Annotated in this window: 16 protein-coding genes; 5 read left to right on the forward strand and 11 right to left on the reverse strand. The window is 38.9% G+C overall.

The genetic code is table 11. From position 1 onward, the window contains the following. Positions 1–261: 261 nt before the first annotated feature. The 9 genes from DRF67_RS12340 to lpxB form a co-directional block, all read right to left on the reverse strand. Positions 262–924 (reverse strand): DUF6048 family protein, encoded by a 663-nt coding sequence (locus tag DRF67_RS12340; protein WP_115928599.1) that lies wholly within the window; start codon positions 922–924, stop codon positions 262–264. Continuing rightward, positions 890–1336 (reverse strand): DUF6452 family protein, encoded by a 447-nt coding sequence (locus tag DRF67_RS12345; RefSeq protein WP_228435802.1) that lies wholly within the window; start codon positions 1334–1336, stop codon positions 890–892. Before DRF67_RS12345 ends, DRF67_RS12340 begins: the two co-directional genes overlap by 35 nt. A gap of 54 nt (positions 1337–1390) precedes the next feature. Beyond that, positions 1391–2800, reverse strand: a complete 1410-nt coding sequence (gene rlmD, locus DRF67_RS12350) for a 23S rRNA (uracil(1939)-C(5))-methyltransferase RlmD (protein ID WP_115928601.1) — start codon at positions 2798–2800, stop codon at positions 1391–1393. Positions 2801–2961: 161 nt separating this feature from the next. Beyond that, on the reverse strand, positions 2962–4503 hold the full coding sequence (locus tag DRF67_RS12355; protein ID WP_115928602.1) for a TlpA family protein disulfide reductase: 1542 nt from the start codon (positions 4501–4503) through the stop codon (positions 2962–2964). Between the two features lie 310 nt (positions 4504–4813). Continuing rightward, on the reverse strand, positions 4814–5581 hold the full coding sequence (locus tag DRF67_RS12360; RefSeq protein ID WP_115928603.1) for a succinate dehydrogenase/fumarate reductase iron-sulfur subunit: 768 nt from the start codon (positions 5579–5581) through the stop codon (positions 4814–4816). Between the two features lie 24 nt (positions 5582–5605). Beyond that, on the reverse strand, positions 5606–7618 hold the full coding sequence (locus DRF67_RS12365) for a fumarate reductase/succinate dehydrogenase flavoprotein subunit (RefSeq protein ID WP_115928604.1): 2013 nt from the start codon (positions 7616–7618) through the stop codon (positions 5606–5608). 15 nt (positions 7619–7633) lie between these two features. Further along, on the reverse strand, positions 7634–8296 hold the full coding sequence (locus DRF67_RS12370) for a succinate dehydrogenase cytochrome b subunit (RefSeq protein WP_115928605.1): 663 nt from the start codon (positions 8294–8296) through the stop codon (positions 7634–7636). Positions 8297–8438: 142 nt separating this feature from the next. After that, positions 8439–10211, reverse strand: coding sequence for a ComEC/Rec2 family competence protein (locus DRF67_RS12375; RefSeq protein ID WP_228435803.1), 1773 nt, complete (start codon positions 10209–10211; stop codon positions 8439–8441). A gap of 207 nt (positions 10212–10418) precedes the next feature. Then, positions 10419–11522: a lipid-A-disaccharide synthase gene (gene lpxB / locus DRF67_RS12380; RefSeq protein WP_115928607.1), complete on the reverse strand. Its 1104-nt coding sequence runs from the start codon at positions 11520–11522 to the stop codon at positions 10419–10421. A 168-nt stretch (positions 11523–11690) separates the two neighbouring features. Here lpxB and DRF67_RS12385 point away from each other — a divergent pair, with 168 nt between their 5' ends. From DRF67_RS12385 to DRF67_RS12395, 3 genes are all read left to right on the forward strand, one after another. Next, the gene (locus DRF67_RS12385; protein ID WP_115928608.1) at positions 11691–12200 is read left to right on the forward strand and encodes a DUF2480 family protein; all 510 of its coding nucleotides are present in this window, start codon (positions 11691–11693) and stop codon (positions 12198–12200) included. Positions 12201–12202: 2 nt separating this feature from the next. Beyond that, the gene (locus tag DRF67_RS12390; RefSeq protein ID WP_115928609.1) at positions 12203–13462 is read left to right on the forward strand and encodes a protein O-mannosyl-transferase family; all 1260 of its coding nucleotides are present in this window, start codon (positions 12203–12205) and stop codon (positions 13460–13462) included. A gap of 81 nt (positions 13463–13543) precedes the next feature. Then, positions 13544–14200 (forward strand): DUF937 domain-containing protein, encoded by a 657-nt coding sequence (locus DRF67_RS12395; protein WP_115928610.1) that lies wholly within the window; start codon positions 13544–13546, stop codon positions 14198–14200. A gap of 59 nt (positions 14201–14259) precedes the next feature. On the opposite strand, the gene DRF67_RS12400 is transcribed toward DRF67_RS12395, so the two are convergent. Both DRF67_RS12400 and DRF67_RS12405 read right to left on the reverse strand, forming a co-directional pair. Further along, positions 14260–14379, reverse strand: a complete 120-nt coding sequence (locus DRF67_RS12400) for a 30S ribosomal protein THX (protein WP_115928611.1) — start codon at positions 14377–14379, stop codon at positions 14260–14262. 242 nt (positions 14380–14621) lie between these two features. Then, a complete protein-coding gene (locus tag DRF67_RS12405; RefSeq protein WP_115928612.1) occupies positions 14622–16016 on the reverse strand; it encodes an MATE family efflux transporter in 1395 nt (464 codons plus the stop codon). A 323-nt stretch (positions 16017–16339) separates the two neighbouring features. On the opposite strand from DRF67_RS12405, the gene DRF67_RS12410 reads away from it, so the two are divergent. Together DRF67_RS12410 and aspS are read left to right on the forward strand one after the other, a co-directional pair. After that, positions 16340–16699 (forward strand): ankyrin repeat domain-containing protein, encoded by a 360-nt coding sequence (locus tag DRF67_RS12410; protein WP_115928613.1) that lies wholly within the window; start codon positions 16340–16342, stop codon positions 16697–16699. Positions 16700–16837: 138 nt separating this feature from the next. Continuing rightward, positions 16838–18592, forward strand: coding sequence for an aspartate--tRNA ligase (aspS, locus tag DRF67_RS12415; RefSeq protein WP_115928614.1), 1755 nt, complete (start codon positions 16838–16840; stop codon positions 18590–18592). Positions 18593–18633: the final 41 nt, after the last annotated feature.

Consider the following 18633-nt stretch of genomic DNA (forward strand, 5'->3'; position numbering starts at 1 on the left):
GGATACATTATTAGCATCTTTTTAACACCAGCTGCATGAAATGCTTCAACAAGATGCCTTCCTGATTTTATAATGCCGCATACTCACTCTTTTAACGATTTAGCACCACTTATTATTGTTTTCATTTACAATTACATCTGAAATACCATCAATACAGATGATCAAAGAATACAAATACCTCCACCCGATCATAGGCACAACATAGGAAGGCCGGCATCAGAGATCTGATGCCGGCCTTCTTTAACCGTTATATAGCTTGTCCTAGAATTTATAGGCAATATTCCATGCAAACCCCATGTTGAACTTGGAAGAACTTTTTCCAAATCCCGGAATAATCATAGGGGAAATTTCATCCTGCTTGGTGGTATACATTAAATACCTCGGCTGAAGATTCACATCAATATAAAAATTGGAACTGAATAACTGTACCCTGCCTCCCAAAGTTCCTTCGAGCCAAAAAGAAGACTGTGAAGAGGAAGGAAATGATTCAGAAGAATTACTTCCACCAAACCCTCTCACCGGAATAGCCATATATTCCTGATTATAAAAGGATCCTGCAACTTTACCTCCTGCATAAAAACCATTAAACTCATTCTCTGCATCTTTTGCCAGCATATAAAATGCACCCAGCTTCACGAACGGACCATTTACCTTCGCATCGTACCCATTTTTCTGATATACATTCTTTTCAAAACCAGCTTCTGCAATCGCGTGGATATTTCCTTTGATCTTAGAGGATATAAAACCCTGATACAGCTTTCTGTCTGAAAAAAAACCAGCTCCGGTATTCAGTACATCAAGACCAACCATAAAATTCGGTTCGTATTTCCAATGCTCCTTTTTCTCTGTTTCTTTTTTGTCCTGTGCCCAGCTCAGTAATCCTGCCAGGCTAAAAAAGAAGGTAAAGATTAGTCTTGTCTTCATTCTCTATTTGATTTTGTCCGGCTTCCAGATTCTGAACAGGATTCGGAGTTACTAATTCTGAACTTAAATTCTCATAAGACTTTTTGATTCCACATCCGGGGGAGACATAATAGGATTTGGTAGTATACGTTACCCTCACCTTAGATTCTTCTCCTTTGTTAGTCAATCTAAAATAAATATCTGTATAGGGAGAATTGTCTACACGCAAAGGAATAAGCCAAGAGTCTATTTTCCCGAGCCCTCCTAATTGTACTTTTCCAGAACCGTAATCTACCGCCACATACAAAGAATCCAGCGTTGTTTCTTTACCATTTGACTTGAAACTTACTTTCATTCTGGGTGTTCCTTCACCGCTTTCACAGATATCATCATCGCCGCCACAGGAAAAAAACATTCCGATGAAGCAGGCCATTATGAGAAATTTAAAGTATTTCATATGAGTATTTGAAATTCAAATTTAAATAATTTATTTTTTAATCAGCAAAGCGATGTTTTCCACATGGTGGGTTTGTGGGAACATATCTACAGGTAATATTTTTACCAGGGTATAATGCTCCTTCATTAATGCAAGATCTCTTGCCTGTGTAGCAGAATTACAGCTTACATACACTACTTTTTCCGGTGAAAGCTTCAGGATCTGCTCTACTACCTTCTGGTGCATTCCGTCTCTAGGTGGATCTGTAATCAGTACATCTGCTTTTGGATGATTTGCCATGAATTCATCATTGAAGATATCTTTCATATCTCCACAGTAGAATGTCGTGTTTGTAAGACCGTTTAATGCTGCGTGTTCTATAGCCGCATCTATCGCTTCCTGTACAGATTCGATACCGATTACCTGTTTTGCATTTCTTGCTACATACTGCGCAATGGTCCCTGTTCCGGTGTACAGATCATACACCACTTCGTCTCCTTTTAGATCCGCAAACTCCAATGTTTTTCTGTACAGTTCCAAAGCCTGTTTGTAGTTGGTCTGGAAAAAAGATTTAGGGCCTATTTTAAACTGTAGCCCATCCATTTCTTCCATCAGATAGCCTTCTCCGAAATATACATTGATATTTAAATCATAAATAGAGTCATTCTGCTTAGGATTAATAGCGTATACCAATGTTTTAATCTGTGGGAATTTTTCTAATAAGAATTCAAAAAGCTTTTCTCTATTCTCTTTTTCTTCTCTATACAACTGGAAAAGAACCATCCATTCTCCTTTTGAGTTTTGTCTCATCATTAAGGTTCTTAAAAAACCTTCCTGGTTTCTCACATCAAAGAAGTCAAGGCCATTATTCACTCCATATTCTTTTACAGCCAGTCTGATGGCATTGGAAGGATCCTCCTGAAGAAAACATTCTTTCAGGTCAAGGATCTTACTCCACATTCCCGGAATATGGAAACCCAGGGCATCTTTGCTCCCGAAGTTTTCTTCAGAGCTGATTTCATACTGAGTAAGCCATCTCGCATTGGAGAAAGAAAACTCCATTTTATTTCTGTAAAAATACTGTTCTTCAGCTCCCAGAATAGGTACGGTTTCAAACTCATCGATCCCACCAATTCTTTTGATATTATTGTAGACTTCTTCCTGCTTAAAATCAAGCTGTTTTTCATAGCTCATATTCTGCCATTTGCAGCCTCCGCAGGTTCCGAAGTGAATACATCTCGGCTCTACCCTAAAAGGAGATGGCTGCAGTACTTCCAGTGTTTCCGCCTCAAAATATTTAGATTTAGCTTTCTTTACCCTGGCATTGATCACATCTCCGGGAACCGCTCCGGAAACCAGCACCGTTTTACCATCCTCTGTTCTTCCAATAGCCACTCCTTTTGCTCCTGCAGCAACCAGCTTAATATTTTCAAGAATGATATTTTTCTTCTTCTTTTTCATTCGTAAACTTCTATTTTTTCTAATATGGGTGGGAAAAACTTCCCAATCTTCCCTCAATTCTATTTTCTTTCTAATGCATGAAACCCTTGAATTTCACTGTGCAAAAATACAATAAAAAAAACCTTATCCGCGGATAAGGTTTTCAACTATGTAAAAGTTTATTATTTTGTTTGTGCAGGCTGCGGATTAGCCGGCTGTGGAGCCGTTTGCTGTGCAGAAGGATCAATCTGCAACTGTGGCTGCAGTTGTGCGTTTGGATTCACTTTTGGTGCAGATAACCCTGTCAGCTGATCCAGGATCGTCACTACTTCAAGCTCACCAAGGTTAACAAATGATCTGCTGGCAATTTTACCGTCTTTATCCACCATCACGAAACACGGTAATTTGAATCCGTAAACTCCGTATTTCTTGGCGATTTCAGATTCCATCCCTTTTTCTCCATATACATTTACGCCAGGTACTCCTTTCAGCAAAGAGTTGCTTGTTTTAATAAACTGATCTTTGGTATCGTCTACGTTAACAAATACAAAGTTCATTTTAGATTTATAGAAATTAACAACTTCTTTTAAAACCGGAATTGTAGCTTCCCCGATGTATGGATTCCATGAAGCGTAGAAAAATAACATATAAGGCTTTCCTTTATTTTCAGAAAGTTTATAGGCTTTCCCATCCTGCTTTACTAAAGCTGCCTCAGGCGCTGCCTCTCCAATTTTAAGGCCCGTAATTGCTACCTGCATTTTTAACAGGTCACTTTTAATGGTCGCATCTTTAATATCCGTATCGATAAGTTTTTTGATTTTTTCAATATTTTTACCTGGTGATGTCGGGTGGATATCAGCCTGAGCCATTACAAAAGCTAAAAGATAATCTTTCGCAGTCTGAGAAAGATCCTTTTTCGTTTTCAGGTACTGAGCAAACATTTCAGAAGTCGTAATATCTGTTTTTCCCTTACTGTTGGCTTCTGCATACTTTTGGAAGTCAGGCGTCATCTTTACAAGAAGATATTGTCTGTACAACGGAATCGTCTTTACCATGGCCTCTTTATCGCTTTCCAGTTGGGCTTCATAATCCTTAAAAGCTTTAGTTGCTTTGTACGAAGGATTTCCGGACATTGGCCCGTGTGACATTTCGTAATTGGCTAGCAAATTCAAAATGGTTACTTTAACGTCGTTTTTCTTCCATTCAAGAAGACCTTTGCTTGGATTATTTTTCTTGGCAAGATCATCAACACTTTTATTGATGTCTGCTTCCACTTTGTGCATTCCTTTCAGAAACGTGCTTTCATCCCCGCTCATTAAGGCATTTAAATTAACCTTGCTCCCGTAGTCAGCTAAAAACTTCTGGGTTGCAGTAAGGAAATCATTATTCTTTTTGGCATCACCGGTAATCACATACTCACCCGGGAATGTTGCTCCATTTCCTGAAATATTAATATTTTGCCCTCTTTCAAGATAGATAAGGTTCTGTCTGCCTGCGTAATTGATCACATACATTCCGTCTTTGGGAGCTTCAAAGCTTCCGGCAAAGTTTCCATTTTTATCTAAACCTATATTAATCAAAGGCAGGGTTCCTACTCCTGAAGCTTCTACAAATTCAATTCTTTCTAATGGTGAACTTCCAGTAATTTTTCCTTTTACCTCTACTTTTTTTGAACAAGACATCACAAAAACCGTGATGATAAACAATAAAAGATATTTTTTCATTTCAATTTTTAATATTACACAAAAATAAGCTTTTTAGGGCTTCTTAATTCATACTGATTATTTTTTTTAAAAATTTTATTATGCCCACTCAAAATGGATATTTTAATTGCTTTATCTATCCGTTTTTTATCAGCAAAACCGGGTTGAAATACTGGTTTACAACCTCCTCAACTCCCCTCCAAATATATACTTATTAAATAAAGAATACCTAAAGTCTGTTGATAAGTTAACAAACTTTAACAGCAAAACAGGAGCGATACAAAAAATCGCCTCCGAAACGAAGGCGATTTTTTATGTATTTGAATCAATTCTACCCCTGATCTACAAGAGCAGCCATGTATTCTCTGTTCATTCTTGCGATATTTTCAAGAGAAATCCCTTTAGGACACTCAATTTCACATGCTCCGGTGTTGGAACAGTTACCGAATCCTTCTTCATCCATAGCCTTCACCATGTTCAGCACTCTTCTTTTCGCTTCTACTCTACCCTGAGGAAGCAATGCATACTGAGAAACTTTAGCTCCCACGAACAACATTGCAGATCCGTTCTTACAAGTTGCTACACAAGCTCCACATCCGATACATGCAGCAGCGTCCATCGCTTTGTCTGCATCTTCCTTAGGAACAAGCATTGCGTTGGCATCCAGGGTATTTCCTGAAGTATTTACAGAAATAAAACCTCCTGCAGCCATTACCCTGTCGAATGCACTTCTGTCTACCATTAAGTCTTTAATAACAGGGAAAGCAGCACTTCTCCAAGGTTCAATAACGATGGTTTCACCGTCCTTGAACATTCTCATGTGAAGCTGACAGGTCGTAATTCCTGTATCAGGTCCGTGAGCTCTACCGTTAATGTAAAGCGAACACATCCCGCAGATTCCTTCACGACAGTCGTGGTCGAAAGCAATAGGTTCTTTTCCTTCGTTAATTAAGTTTTCGTTCAGAATATCCAACATCTCCAGAAACGAAGAGTCAGTAGATACATCTGATATTTTATAGGTCTCAAACTGACCTTTAGTTTTACTATTTTTTTGTCTCCAAATTTTCAGCGTAAGATGTAAGCCTTTTTTTGCACTCATAATGTTATATTTATAGGTTGGAGATTATTTATAACTTCTTGTTTTAACCTCGATGTTGTCATATATCAGTTCTTCTTTATGCAATACTTCCGCATTGATATTTTCTCCCTGATATTCCCAAGCTCCGACGTATTTGAAATTCACGTCGTCTCTTTCCGCTTCTCCATCCGGAGTAGCGTGATCCCAACGGAAATGACCACCACAAGATTCTTCTCTGTTTAACGCATCGATAGCCATTAGCTGTCCTAGTTCAAGGAAGTCTGCCACTCTGAAGGCTTTTTCAAGCTCAGTGTTCATTCCATTACCTTCCCCAGGTACTTTTACGTTCTTCCAGAAGTCGTTTCTTACTTCTTCAATTTCTTTGATCGCTTCTTTCAATCCTTCAGGAGTTCTACCCATCCCTACTTTATTCCACATAATGTGTCCAAGTTTCTTATGGAAGTGGTCTACTGAGTGAGTTCCTTTATTATTAATAAAGAAGTCAATTTTATCTTTAATTCCTTTTTCAGCTTCGTCAAACGCTCCTGAATTGGTAGGAATAGTGCCCGTTCTGATGTCTGCAGAAAGATAATCTGCAATAGTATAAGGAAGTACGAAATATCCGTCTGCAAGTCCCTGCATCAATGCTGATGCTCCAAGTCTGTTGGCTCCGTGATCAGAGAAATTAGCTTCACCGATAACGAAACATCCCGGGATCGTAGACTGAAGGTTATAATCAACCCATACACCACCCATTGTATAGTGAACAGCAGGATAGATCTTCATTGGGGTTTTGTAAGGATCATCAGCAGTAATTTTTTCGTACATCACGAATAAGTTACCGTATTTCTCCTCAACCCAGCTCTTACCAAGATCATAGATCTGCTGATCGGTTGGATTATGAATATGTTTTTCGATAGCGGCTTCTTTACCTTTTTTCATGATTTCTGTGGAGAAATCAAGATAAACCCCTTCCTGAGTATCGTTATTTTCAATTCCGAATCCGGCATCGCATCTTTCTTTAGCAGCTCTGGATGCAACGTCCCTTGGCACAAGGTTACCGAATGCAGGATATCTTCTTTCAAGATAGTAATCTCTATCTTCTTCTTTAATATTTTCAGGTCTTAATTTACCTTCTCTGATCGCAACTGAGTCCTCAATCTTTTTAGGAACCCAGATTCTTCCTGAGTTTCTCAATGATTCGGACATCAGAGTCAGTTTAGACTGCTGAGTTCCGTGAACCGGAATACAAGTAGGGTGAATCTGAACATAGCAAGGGTTTGCGAAGTACGCTCCTTTCTTGTGAATCTTCCATGCTGCTGAAACGTTTGAACCCATTGCATTGGTAGAAAGGAAATATACATTCCCATATCCTCCTGAAGCAATAACTACTGCGTGAGCAGAATGTCTTTCGATCTCACCGGTTACGAGATTTCTTGCAATAATCCCTCTTGCTTTTCCGTCAACAATGACAAGATCCAGCATTTCATGACGGTTGTACATTTTGATTCTACCTTTACCAATCTGACGGCTCATTGCAGAATAGGCACCTAATAATAGCTGTTGCCCTGTCTGTCCTTTTGCATAGAAAGTTCTTTTTACCTGAACCCCACCAAATGAACGGTTATCCAGCTGGCCGCCGTAATCTCTACCGAAAGGCACTCCCTGAGAAACGCACTGGTCGATAATATTAGCGGAAACTTCTGCCAATCTGTATACGTTAGCCTCTCTTGCTCTATAGTCACCACCTTTGATGGTATCGTAGAACAATCTGTAGGTGGAGTCTCCATCCCCCTGATAGTTTTTAGCAGCATTGATTCCTCCCTGAGCAGCAATAGAGTGTGCTCTTCTTGGAGAATCCTGATAGCAGAATGCTTTTACATTATATCCTTGCTCAGCTAAGGTAGCTGCCGCAGAACCTCCTGCCAAACCTGTACCTACAACAATAATATCAATCTTATCTCTGTTGTTTGGTGCAACGAGGTTCATATGGTCTTTATGATTTTTCCATTTGTCCTTTAGAGGACCTGCCGGAATTCTTGAATCTAACTTACTCATATTAGTATATTGATATTATTGAGTTATAAAATGAAAAATTGCGATGAAGATAAACCCTGCAGGAATAAGGATTGAATACCATTTCCCGAAAGCTTTGATCACCGGCGTGTATTTTGGATGTCTCGCTCCGATAGACTGGAACGAAGACTGAAATCCGTGAGCCAGGTGCAATCCCAACAATACAAAAGAGATCACATATAAAGCCACTCTCCAAAGGTCCGCAAACTTCTCATGAAGCTCAGGCCAGTAACGTTCAGCATCCGGTGTCAAACCATCTACATACTTGTAATTAATTTCATGTAGCCAGAAATCATATAAATGCAGCGCCAAGAAAGCTAAAACAACAGCCCCGGAAATAATCATATTTCTGGACATCCATGAAGAATTCATAGAAGCGTTGTTTGATGCATACTTTACTGGACGTGCTTTATTATTCTTGATCTCCAATACAAATCCCATCACAAAATGGAAAATTACTGCAAAACCAAGAATAGGCTGCATTAAGAACTGCACAAAAGGATTATAGCCCATGAAGTCAGATGCTGTATTGAAAGCATCCCTGTTCAGGACTGATAACAAATTGGTTGTCAAATGCAGTATAAGAAAAATCAGCAAAAACAGAGCTGATAATGCCATAGCGTATTTTCTACCTATCGTAGAACTCGTTAAACCTGCCATATAAGTTTAAATTTGAATTTCCACAAAATTAAGAAATGTTAACAATATCGAAAAGTGAGAAATCTCACAAATAGACAGTTTGTAATGTTTCTAAATAAGAATCCACCGGTTATAAATACGGGAAAAGCAAAATTTACCACCCTCACTTTACAGGATAGATACGGTCATTTAAAACAACCTTCTGAACATGTTCTGGAAAAACCTTTATTTCAAAGTGACCGATCCGCCTTGATGAACAGTAAGGCCTGACAATGAACTGCAAAATCTTCTCTCTTTCTCCTTTATCTGAAATCCAAAAACACACTTTATTTCCTTTTTTTATTGAAAAAACGTCATGTTTATTGAAACTATGCCAGAGTATTTCTTCTCTCAGATTTTCAAAAATCTGGAAACTGCTTTTTATCATTAGAAATATCATTGCGGCCATCAGAAGATTCCTCACATTTTTAAAGTTAAATTTTAAAAGCATGGGTCTTATGTAATAAACAACGACTGAAACAGACAACACTTCAGGCAGGTTCATCGGTATATTTTCATAAAACAGCATGTCTATTTCAGCAAATGCATGAATGGTTTTCAGCAGCATCTGTATAATAAAATCATATCCTCTGCAAATCAGATCCGCACCAAGACCAAAAGCAATAAGAACAGCCATCAGAAATGAAGATACTATAATGATTTCCGAAAAGGGAACAATGATAAAATTGGCTACCAGGGAAACAAAAGAAAACTGATGAAAATAATACAGCACCAAAGGAAGGGTTGCCAACTGCGCAGACAAAGATATGGTTACAGTATTGAAAATCAGCTTTTTCACATAATGATCAGGTTTAGGAAAATACTTCAGAAGAGGCTGATTGAGCCAGAAGATTCCCAGGACCGCAGAAAAACTCAGCTGAAATCCTACATCAAAAAGCTGTTGACTATCCATGATCAGAATAATCAATGCGGATACTGCCAACGCGTGAAGGAGATCCGGCTTTCGCTGAAGCAGCACAAATCCAAAATACACGCTCAGCATAATACAGGAACGTAAAACAGAGTTTCCAAAACCAATAAAAATGGCAAAAAGCCAGATAAAGCAAACACTTGCAAGGATGGCATATCTTCTAAATCCTAAGGGCATGAAACGCGTCATCAAAAAGTAAAAAACACCGAAAATAACCACAATATGAGTTCCGGAAATAGCCAGCAAATGAACGAGTCCGGATCTATTGAAATCCCTCACCGTTTCAGCATCAATTTCCGTTCTGTCTGCAAGGATAATTCCTTTCAAAAACGCTCTGCTTTTCCCGGACATTCCGGAACTGTCAATCTTCTGTAAGACTTCAAGCCTCAATTGCCTGATCTTATCTCTAACACTCAGATCCGTTCGCTGTACAGAAGAGATATCATCAGAAATATACACCTGATAATCAATTTTTTTACGCTGTAAATATCTTGCATAATTAAACTGAAAATCGTACTTGGGAGAATAAGGCTTTGTGACAAAGGCTTCTGCCTTATAAACATGTTTAAAATCCAGTTCTCTGCTGTTCCTGGGAATGTAAATAACTGAATTGAAGTTCAGACTTCCCACTTGAGCTGCTCCTTCATACTTTCTATACTTTTCGTTTGAATTTAATTTTTGAGTGATGATGAAGACGACAGCTTCCTTACCTTTTACCGGTGGCCCGGACGGTTCTCCGGAAGTATTATAAAAGTGAATGATCATTCCTATTCCAAAGAATAACAGACCCAGCAATACAGACCGGACTTTATGTAAGAAATAATTCTGAAAGAACATGGAGGTAAGCAGTACCAGACAAAACATCATTACAGAATAGATCGCTGCATCATTCAACAGAAACCTATCCTGAAAAAAAATTCCAAGGACAAAACAAATGGCTAAAATAAAAAGAGGCTGCCTGTTCACATCCAATCAATTACCTCATCAAAGTAAGAAATTTATAGATTGTTTATCTTCTCTTAAATGATGAAATACACCGCTTCAAGATCTCAAACAGGTTAATTGTGCGCTTAATTTTTTGTTGTAAAACTGAAGTTACAGAAAAAAAAATTAATACTTTACTTTTGACACTCTGCCAAGCTATTCTTCCCCAACAGACTGATGGAATAAATATCACATTTTTAAAATGACATCAGCTGCATGTCCGCTTGCCCCTTTTCCACCAAGTTTCTCTCTCAGAAGACCATAATCCTGAAGAACCTCCTCACGCTTTTTGCTTTCTAAAATTTTGGTAAGCTCATTCACCAGGTTTTTGGTAGTAAGCTCATCCTGGATAAGCTCTTTTACCACTTCCCTATCCATAATGAGATTAACCAGGGAAATATAGTTGATATTCTTAACCAGTCTTTTTGCAATGGCATAAGAAATTGTACTCCCCCTGTAGCAAACTACTTCGGGAATATTCAGTAAAGCGGTTTCCAAGGTAGCTGTTCCGGAGGTTACCAAAGCTGCTTTTGAGCACCTCAGCAGATCATAAGTCCTGTTGGAAACAAAATGGACATTGTCATCCACATATTTTTCATAAAATTCTTTGGGAAGGCTGGGCGCACCAGCAATCACAAACTGATACTGTTTGAAATGCGGTCTTACGGAAAGCATTATTTCAAGCATCTTTTCTACCTCCTGCTTTCTGGACCCCGGCAAGAGTGCTATAATTTCTTTTTCGTTGAGTCCGTTTTCTTCGCTGAACTTCTCAATACTGATCTCGTCCAGATCTGAAATGGCATCAAGCAACGGGTGTCCTACAAAATGCGAATGAACCCCGTGTTTTCTGTAAAAATCTTCTTCAAACGGCAGAATAACCATCATTTCATCCACATACTTTTTGATGGTTTCAACTCTTCCTTCCTTCCATGCCCAAAGCTGTGGAGAAATATAATAAACCACTTTAATTCCCAGCTCTTTGGCAAATCTGGCAATTCTGAGGTTAAAACCCGGATAATCTACCAGCACCAACACATCCGGTCTGTTTTTGCGTATATCTTCTTTACAGAATTTGATATTATTCAGAATCGTTCTCAAATTCATAACCACTTCAAGAAATCCCATAAAAGCAAGATCACGGTAGTGCTTTACCAGCGTTCCTCCCTGCGCTTTCATCAGATCACCACCCCAAAAACGAAATTCAGCATGGGGATCCTTTTGTTTCAGAGCTTTCATCAAATTGCTTCCATGAAGGTCACCGGAAGCTTCTCCTGCAATAATGTAATATTTCATTTCTTTCGAAATCTTTATTGTTTGTGGTTATACTATTTAAAAATCTTCTATGATGATCATTCGCGGAATGTCTTTGCATCATACGGGATTTCTATGGTAAGGATAGAGAACAAATTAAAAAATATATAAATCTTAATTTGTAAATTTGCTCAAAGATAATGATAAAAAATGTCAGAAGAATTTGAAATCCGGAATAAAGTTGCAGAAAGCGGTCTGATCAATTTTGACCTGAGTACGCTGCTTCCCAAAGGGGTAAGAAAAGGTATCGACCTAAAAGATTTTCTTTTTCAGGAGATGATCCTGAAGGAAAAGGATTTCCGTGAAAAGGTAGAGGCCATCAATGTGGATGACTACAGAGATGCCTACATATATATTTATAATTCTGTAGACACCATTATTCCGCTATGGGCTTATTTTGTTCTGACGGCAAAACTCACCGATGTGGCTAAAAAAATAGTTTTTGGGAATCGGGAGGATCTTGAAGTGATTCTTATGCACAATGCCATTCAAACATATGATTTTGAAGAGATGAGAGGCAAGAGAGTATTGGTAAAAGGCTGCTCAGATAAGGAAATTCCGGAAAATGCTTACATAGAGCTTGTGGAGCAGCTTAAACCCCTTGTTAAATCTCTGATGTTCGGAGAAGCATGCTCCAATGTTCCTATTGTAAAGAACTGATAATGAACAAATATCTATCGGCTGGTTTTTTATTTTTTATTTTTTTAGCAGTTTATTATGCGGGGAGCTTTACCAGAATTCCTTTTGCAGATGCTATAGGCTTTATACTGCCGGCCGAAAAAGGTAAGTTTGTTACTACCGCTACCGCTACCTCCCATTTCTTATACACCAATACGGTTATTTTCGTTAAAAATTTAGCTGGAATCAATGCTATTGAAGCAAGCCGCTTTGTCATTATTACCTCAGCTGCCCTTACTGTTTCGGTGATATACGCCACTGTCCGAGTGATTACAAAACTGGAGTGGGCTTCCCTGGCTGCTGCATTCATTTTCGGATTCAGTTTTTCTTTCTGGAAAAATGCAGAAATCGTGGAAGTCTATACCTACAATTCTCTGTGGCTGAGCCTTTTTTTCTTTTCGATGGTGAAAAGCTTTAAGGAGAAAAATAAGGTCTATATTCCTTTGAGTGCTTTATTTCTGGGGGTCAGTCTTTGGGTTCACATCCAGAACATCCTTTTGCTGCCAGCATTTTTCCTGTTCCTGTATTATTTCAGACAGGAAAAAAAATACGCTTATCTCTCCTTTATCATTTTTGCACTGATTTTCTCCGCTATTACCATTTTAAATATATCCCAGGGACTTTCCTTAGGTTCTCCCTACACCTCTGAACGTGGAGAATGGCTTTCGAACTCATTCAAAAAAACCTGGCTCCAATATCTTCAGGATGTAGTAAAATCTGTGGTCTATGTGATCTACAATTTCAATGTATTTTTTATTGCTGGAATTGCTGGAATCTTTTATTTATATACATCTGATCGCAAGATGTTTTTCGTTTTCTTTACCGCATCATTATTTGTATATGGATTTGCTACATTCTATGCGGTGACAGATAATTATGTTTTTTTCATCCCGTTCAATATTATTTTTGCACTGTCCGCAGGCTATGGGCTTTCTCAGCTGAAATATCCATGGATCAAAAAGTTTTCCTGGCTTTGTCTGGGCATTCCTCTTTTCTATCTTCTATCCCTGAAGCTGGTTTCTGTAACCCGGCAGGGACAGAATTTTGACCAGCACAAAAAGTATAAGGGCGGACTGGAATATTATATGTACCCGTGGATGAACAATAATATTGGAATCCTGGAATTTACCATAGACGGGAAAACCGCTCCCGATCCTATGATCTGGATGACTGTTGAGGCAGAAAAGTATATTGAGTTCCTTAAAAGTAAAGGGTTCACCGAAGAGCAGATCAGAAAACTTTAACAATAATTATGAACAGCCTGCATTTTGTAAGGCATATTTTTTGATAACTTTGGTCTACTTAACACTTAACAAACACAAACAATGAGTTTAATCGACCTACTTACAGGCAATACCAGCAATCAGGTTGCTGAACAAGCTGAAAACAAATTTGGCATCAGCAGAAATCAGGTTATTGCCCTTCTGGCAGTAGCGACCCCCCTAATCATTTCTTATCTTAGAAATAAGTCTCAGGACGCTAAGGAAGCCGAAGCGTTAAATAACGCGCTGGACAAAGACCACAATGGAAGTATCCTTGATGATGCATCTCAGGTTGAAACAAGACAGGCCGAAGGCGGATCTATTCTTGATCATATCTTTGGTGGTCAGAAAAATACTGTAGAAAATCAACTCTCACAAAATACGGGAATTTCAATAGATAAAATTGGGCCTATTCTTGCCATGCTTGCTCCTGTAGTAATGGGATACATCGGGAAAGAAAAACAGCAGAACAATGTGGGAGCAGGTGGTCTGGGAGATCTTTTGGGTGGAATCCTTGGAAATGCATCCAGCCAGGCTCAGACTCAGCAGTCTAATCCTTTGAATGATATCCTGGGCAGCGTTTTAGGCGGCGGCGGACAATCACAGTCTTCAGGAAATCCTCTCAATGACATTCTTGGAAGTGTTCTGGGTGGTGGTGGAAACCAAAAGCAACAGGGAGGACTGGGAAGTATTCTTGGGAATATCCTTGGCGGAAAATAATTAATTTAATTTGTCATAAAAAAAGACCGAAGATTTTTCTCCGGTCTTTTTTATTGTGGTTACTTCTTGGATTTTTCTTCAGAAGTAACATAGGATTTTGAGGCTTTTTTGGGTCTCCTTTTTCCATAACTTCCGTTATTGATCTTACCTCTTCTTGATTTTTTGTCTCCCTTTCCCATAATAATACTGTTTGTTGTTATCACGAATTTAGAAAATATGTCTGTCAAATCCAATACATTGAGCTGTTAAAATTTTATAAAATAAGTGAGAAAGCTGGAAGAGGTGGCTTGAGGTGGCTATTAAATCATATTCAGTTCTCTATCATCAAATCAATAGGTCTTCTTCATATTGTTGACAAAAATACCTTTACTTATTTCAGACTTCCGGTACTTCCTTCTCCAGCATCCAGCAACTAACCTTTCTACACCTTAATGGTTTTCCACTTTCCTTTTTTAAACAGGACAAAAGCAACAACCGTTATCAACGTTTCTGCTGCCGGAATAGAAATAAAAACACCCTTAGGACCGAGCCCGAGATATTTTGACAGAAAATAAGCTAAGGGAATCTGAAAAAGCCAAAAGCCAAAAAGGTTCACCCAAGTAGGAGTCCACGTGTCTCCGGCACCATTGAATGCGTTGATCATTACCATTCCTATCCCATAAAAAATAAATCCAGTGCTCATAATGTGAAGGGCATTCTTCGCAAAACTTTTGATCTCTTCTTCCTGAGTGAAAAAGCCAACCAGAAAGTTTCCAAAAAAAATAAAGATCAGGCTTACCATCAGCATGAAGATCACATTATATTTTACTGTTTTCATTACAGACTGTTCTGCTCTCAGCATTTCGTTAGCTCCCATATTCTGTCCTACCAATGTGGAAGCGGCATTGCTTAGTCCCCAAGCCGGAAGCATAAAGAACATCATCAGTCTTAATGCGGTCTGGTATCCCGCTGAAGCATTTTCCCCACCGGTGGTGGCTACCAGCTCAGCAAGGAAAATCCAGCTGCATGAAGCGATTACAAACTGAAAGATTCCCGGAGTAGCAATGGTAACGACAGATCTGATCAGGCTGAAGTCAGGCTTAAAATAACTCAGCTTAATGCGAATCAGAGTATCCGCCACTAATAGATGATACAGCTGATAAATCACCCCAATGCTTCGTCCGATAGTTGTGGCCAATGCTGCTCCGGTAAGCCCCATTGCAGGAACCGGCCCAAAGCCTTTGATCAGAACTGGACAAAGTATGATGTTGGCAATATTTGCAATCCATAAACTTTTCATCGCAATCATAGCATTCCCTGCCCCCCTGAAGATCCCATTGATCAGAAACAGAAGCATGATAATCGTACTGCTTCCCATCATAATTCTTGTAAAATCTTTTCCATAGGACGCCGCTTCCGGCTTTGAACCCATCAGAACAAGAATTTCCTCTGCGTACACGACTCCTAGTATGCTCAGAAAAAGGGTAATTCCAAATGAAACCATAAGTACCTGAGCAGCACTTCTGGAAGCCTGTTCCGGGTTTTTCTCACCAATTCTCCTTGCCACCAATGCTGTTGCAGCCATACTCATCCCAATCGCAATGGAGTACATAACGGACAGGACCGATTCGGTAAGCCCTACGGTTTGAATAGCATAGCCGCTTTCTTTAAGATGTCCCACAAAATAGAGATCAACCAAAGCAAATACCGACTCCATAGCCATTTCAAGCATCATTGGAATCGCTAAAAGAAGCACAGCACTTCTGATATTTACCTTTGTAAAATCAGTTTCTTCTCCACTAAATGCTTTTTTCAAAAAATTGATATATTTTGTCATAATCCTGATCTGTTGTTTGGTGCAAAAATATAGAATCATAAGATATTAAGGCTTGGCATATGAAAAGTTTTACACTATAATCTGCAGATTATCCGCTTTTTCATTTACTGGAAGCAGCAGAAAATATATTCGTAAGCTTACGGGAGAAAAAAAAATATCCATATAAAAATGTAGAGAGTCTCGGCTTTTCAAAAAAATACAAATTCTATTATTCTGATGGTAATAATTTAAATAATTTCAAAAATACAAACGTATTTATGCGTAAAACTAGCAATTGGTAATAAAATTTAATTTAGATTTGTACATTCTTAAAAATAATTCTTATGAAAAAAATAACCTCTACGATTTTTCTATTTGGAATTTTAGCTTCTGCGAATATGCTTTCAGCTCAAAAGCTGACACAGGAAAAGATGAAGGCTATTTACAGTAATGATGTTGCCACATTCAAAAAACAATTTGCTCCGGGAGATTACAACAAATGTTTTACCTTGGGGAATGAACTCTATACCCCACTTGGGTTCAGCGCTTTGTCTGGGAAAAACACGATTATTACGTATCTGCTGGACAATAAAGTGGACATTAATAAAAAATGTCAGAACATAACACCACTGGAATTGGCGGAAGAAGGAAAGACGCCTAAAACCATACAGCTGCTCATTGAAAGAGGAGCAAAAAGAGATTAAAAAGATCTTAAAACGATATATAAAACTTCCTTTTCGGAAGTTTTTTTATTTATAAAATCTGCAAAAGCCTTATCTTTGCCATCGAAAAAATCAAGGTTCCAGGATGGGCCTTAAACATTGAACTTTAAACAAATAATTATGTTTCGATCACACACCAACGGAGAACTATCTCTGAAAAATCTGAATGAAGAAGTTACACTGTCAGGATGGGTACAGACCATCCGTGATAAAGGATTTATGATTTGGGTAGATCTTCGGGATCGTTACGGAATTACCCAGCTGGTTTTTGACCAGGAGCGTTCTTCCGCTCAGCTGATGGAAGAGGCTAAAAAGCTGGGACGTGAATTTGTCATTCAGGCTACCGGGAAAGTTATTGAAAGAGTCAGTAAAAATCCTAATATCCCAACCGGAGAGGTTGAGATTCTGGTAGAAAAGCTGACCATTTTAAATGACTCACAGCTTCCACCATTCACTATTGAAGATGAGACAGATGGCGGTGAGGAGTTGAGAATGAAGTACCGCTACCTAGACATCAGAAGAAATCCGGTAAAGGATAAACTGATCTTCCGTCACAAAATGGCTCAGAAAGTAAGAAATTACTTATCTGAAGAAGGATTTATTGAAGTGGAAACTCCTGTTTTGATCAAATCTACTCCGGAAGGAGCAAGAGACTTCGTTGTGCCAAGCAGAATGAATCCGGGACAATTTTATGCATTGCCACAGTCTCCACAGACCTTCAAACAGCTTCTGATGGTCGGTGGAATGGATAAATATTTCCAGATCGTAAAATGCTTCCGTGATGAGGATTTAAGAGCAGACAGACAGCCGGAATTTACACAAATCGACTGTGAGATGGCTTTTGTAGAGCAGGAAGATATCATGAACGTATTCGAAGGAATGACGAAAACCCTGATCAAAGATATTACCGGTCAGGAGTTCGGTGCTTTCCCAAGAATGACTTTCGCAGAGGCCATGAGAAAGTACGGAAACGATAAACCGGATATCCGTTTCGGAATGGAATTCGTAGAACTGAACGAGCTTGCAAAAGGAAAAGACTTTAAAATATTTGATGAAGCAGAATTGGTCGTAGGAATTAATGTAGAAGGATGTGCAGACTATACCAGAAAGCAGATTGATGAACTTGTAGATTGGGTTAAACGTCCACAGATCGGAGCCTCGGGTATGGTTTGGGTAAAATTCCAGAACGACGGTGTAAAAACCTCATCGGTTAACAAATTCTACAACGAAGAGGACCTGGCAAAAATCATTGAAAAATTCGGAGCTAAAGAAGGAGATTTAATGTTGATTCTTTCCGGAAATGAAAATAAGGTCAGAGCCCAGCTTTCAGCATTGAGGATGGAACTTGGAAACCGTTTAGGATTAAGAAAAGGAAATGTATTTGCTCCTCTTTGGGTTGTTGACTTCCCGTTACTGGAATGGGATGAAGATTCTGAAAGATTCCATGCGATGCACCACCCTTTCACTTCTCCAAAACCGGAAGATATCCATTTGTTGGAAACAGACCCGGGAAAAGCAAGAGCTAACGCATATGATATGGTTCTGAATGGAAACGAAATCGGAGGGGGATCTATCAGAATTTTTGACAGAGATTTACAGTCAAAAATGTTTGATCTTCTAGGATTTACCAAAGAAGAAGCGGAAGCCCAGTTCGGATTCCTGATGAATGCGTTCAAATATGGGGCACCGCCTCATGGAGGGCTAGCCTTCGGGTTTGACCGTTTGGTTGCTATTCTTGACGGAAACGAGGTGATCAGAGATTATATTGCATTCCCTAAAAATAACTCCGGCCGTGATGTCATGATCGACGCACCGGCTTCCATTGCTGATGCACAGCTCGATGAATTAGAGTTAAAATTAGATTTAAAAGCATAAATTTAAAGCGGGGCATTGGCCCCGCTTTTTTTATATAGAAC

Source organism: Chryseobacterium pennipullorum (genome assembly GCF_003384725.1).
Classification (GTDB): domain Bacteria; phylum Bacteroidota; class Bacteroidia; order Flavobacteriales; family Weeksellaceae; genus Chryseobacterium; species Chryseobacterium pennipullorum.

Excerpts from the sequence above, each read along its gene's own strand:
- DRF67_RS12340 (WP_115928599.1), bottom strand. The coding sequence starts at position 924 with ATGAAGACAAGACTAATCTTTACCTTCTTTTTTAGCCTGGCAGGATTA.
- DRF67_RS12345 (WP_228435802.1), bottom strand. The coding sequence starts at position 1,336 with ATGGCCTGCTTCATCGGAATGTTTTTTTCCTGTGGCGGCGATGATGAT.
- rlmD (WP_115928601.1), bottom strand. The coding sequence starts at position 2,800 with ATGAAAAAGAAGAAGAAAAATATCATTCTTGAAAATATTAAGCTGGTT.
- DRF67_RS12355 (WP_115928602.1), bottom strand. The coding sequence starts at position 4,503 with ATGAAAAAATATCTTTTATTGTTTATCATCACGGTTTTTGTGATGTCT.
- DRF67_RS12360 (WP_115928603.1), bottom strand. The coding sequence starts at position 5,581 with ATGAGTGCAAAAAAAGGCTTACATCTTACGCTGAAAATTTGGAGACAA.
- DRF67_RS12365 (WP_115928604.1), bottom strand. The coding sequence starts at position 7,618 with ATGAGTAAGTTAGATTCAAGAATTCCGGCAGGTCCTCTAAAGGACAAA.
- DRF67_RS12370 (WP_115928605.1), bottom strand. The coding sequence starts at position 8,296 with ATGGCAGGTTTAACGAGTTCTACGATAGGTAGAAAATACGCTATGGCA.
- lpxB (WP_115928607.1), bottom strand. The coding sequence starts at position 11,522 with ATGAAATATTACATTATTGCAGGAGAAGCTTCCGGTGACCTTCATGGA.
- DRF67_RS12385 (WP_115928608.1), top strand. The coding sequence starts at position 11,691 with ATGTCAGAAGAATTTGAAATCCGGAATAAAGTTGCAGAAAGCGGTCTG.
- DRF67_RS12390 (WP_115928609.1), top strand. The coding sequence starts at position 12,203 with ATGAACAAATATCTATCGGCTGGTTTTTTATTTTTTATTTTTTTAGCA.
- DRF67_RS12395 (WP_115928610.1), top strand. The coding sequence starts at position 13,544 with ATGAGTTTAATCGACCTACTTACAGGCAATACCAGCAATCAGGTTGCT.
- DRF67_RS12400 (WP_115928611.1), bottom strand. The coding sequence starts at position 14,379 with ATGGGAAAGGGAGACAAAAAATCAAGAAGAGGTAAGATCAATAACGGA.
- DRF67_RS12405 (WP_115928612.1), bottom strand. The coding sequence starts at position 16,016 with ATGACAAAATATATCAATTTTTTGAAAAAAGCATTTAGTGGAGAAGAA.
- DRF67_RS12410 (WP_115928613.1), top strand. The coding sequence starts at position 16,340 with ATGAAAAAAATAACCTCTACGATTTTTCTATTTGGAATTTTAGCTTCT.
- aspS (WP_115928614.1), top strand. The coding sequence starts at position 16,838 with ATGTTTCGATCACACACCAACGGAGAACTATCTCTGAAAAATCTGAAT.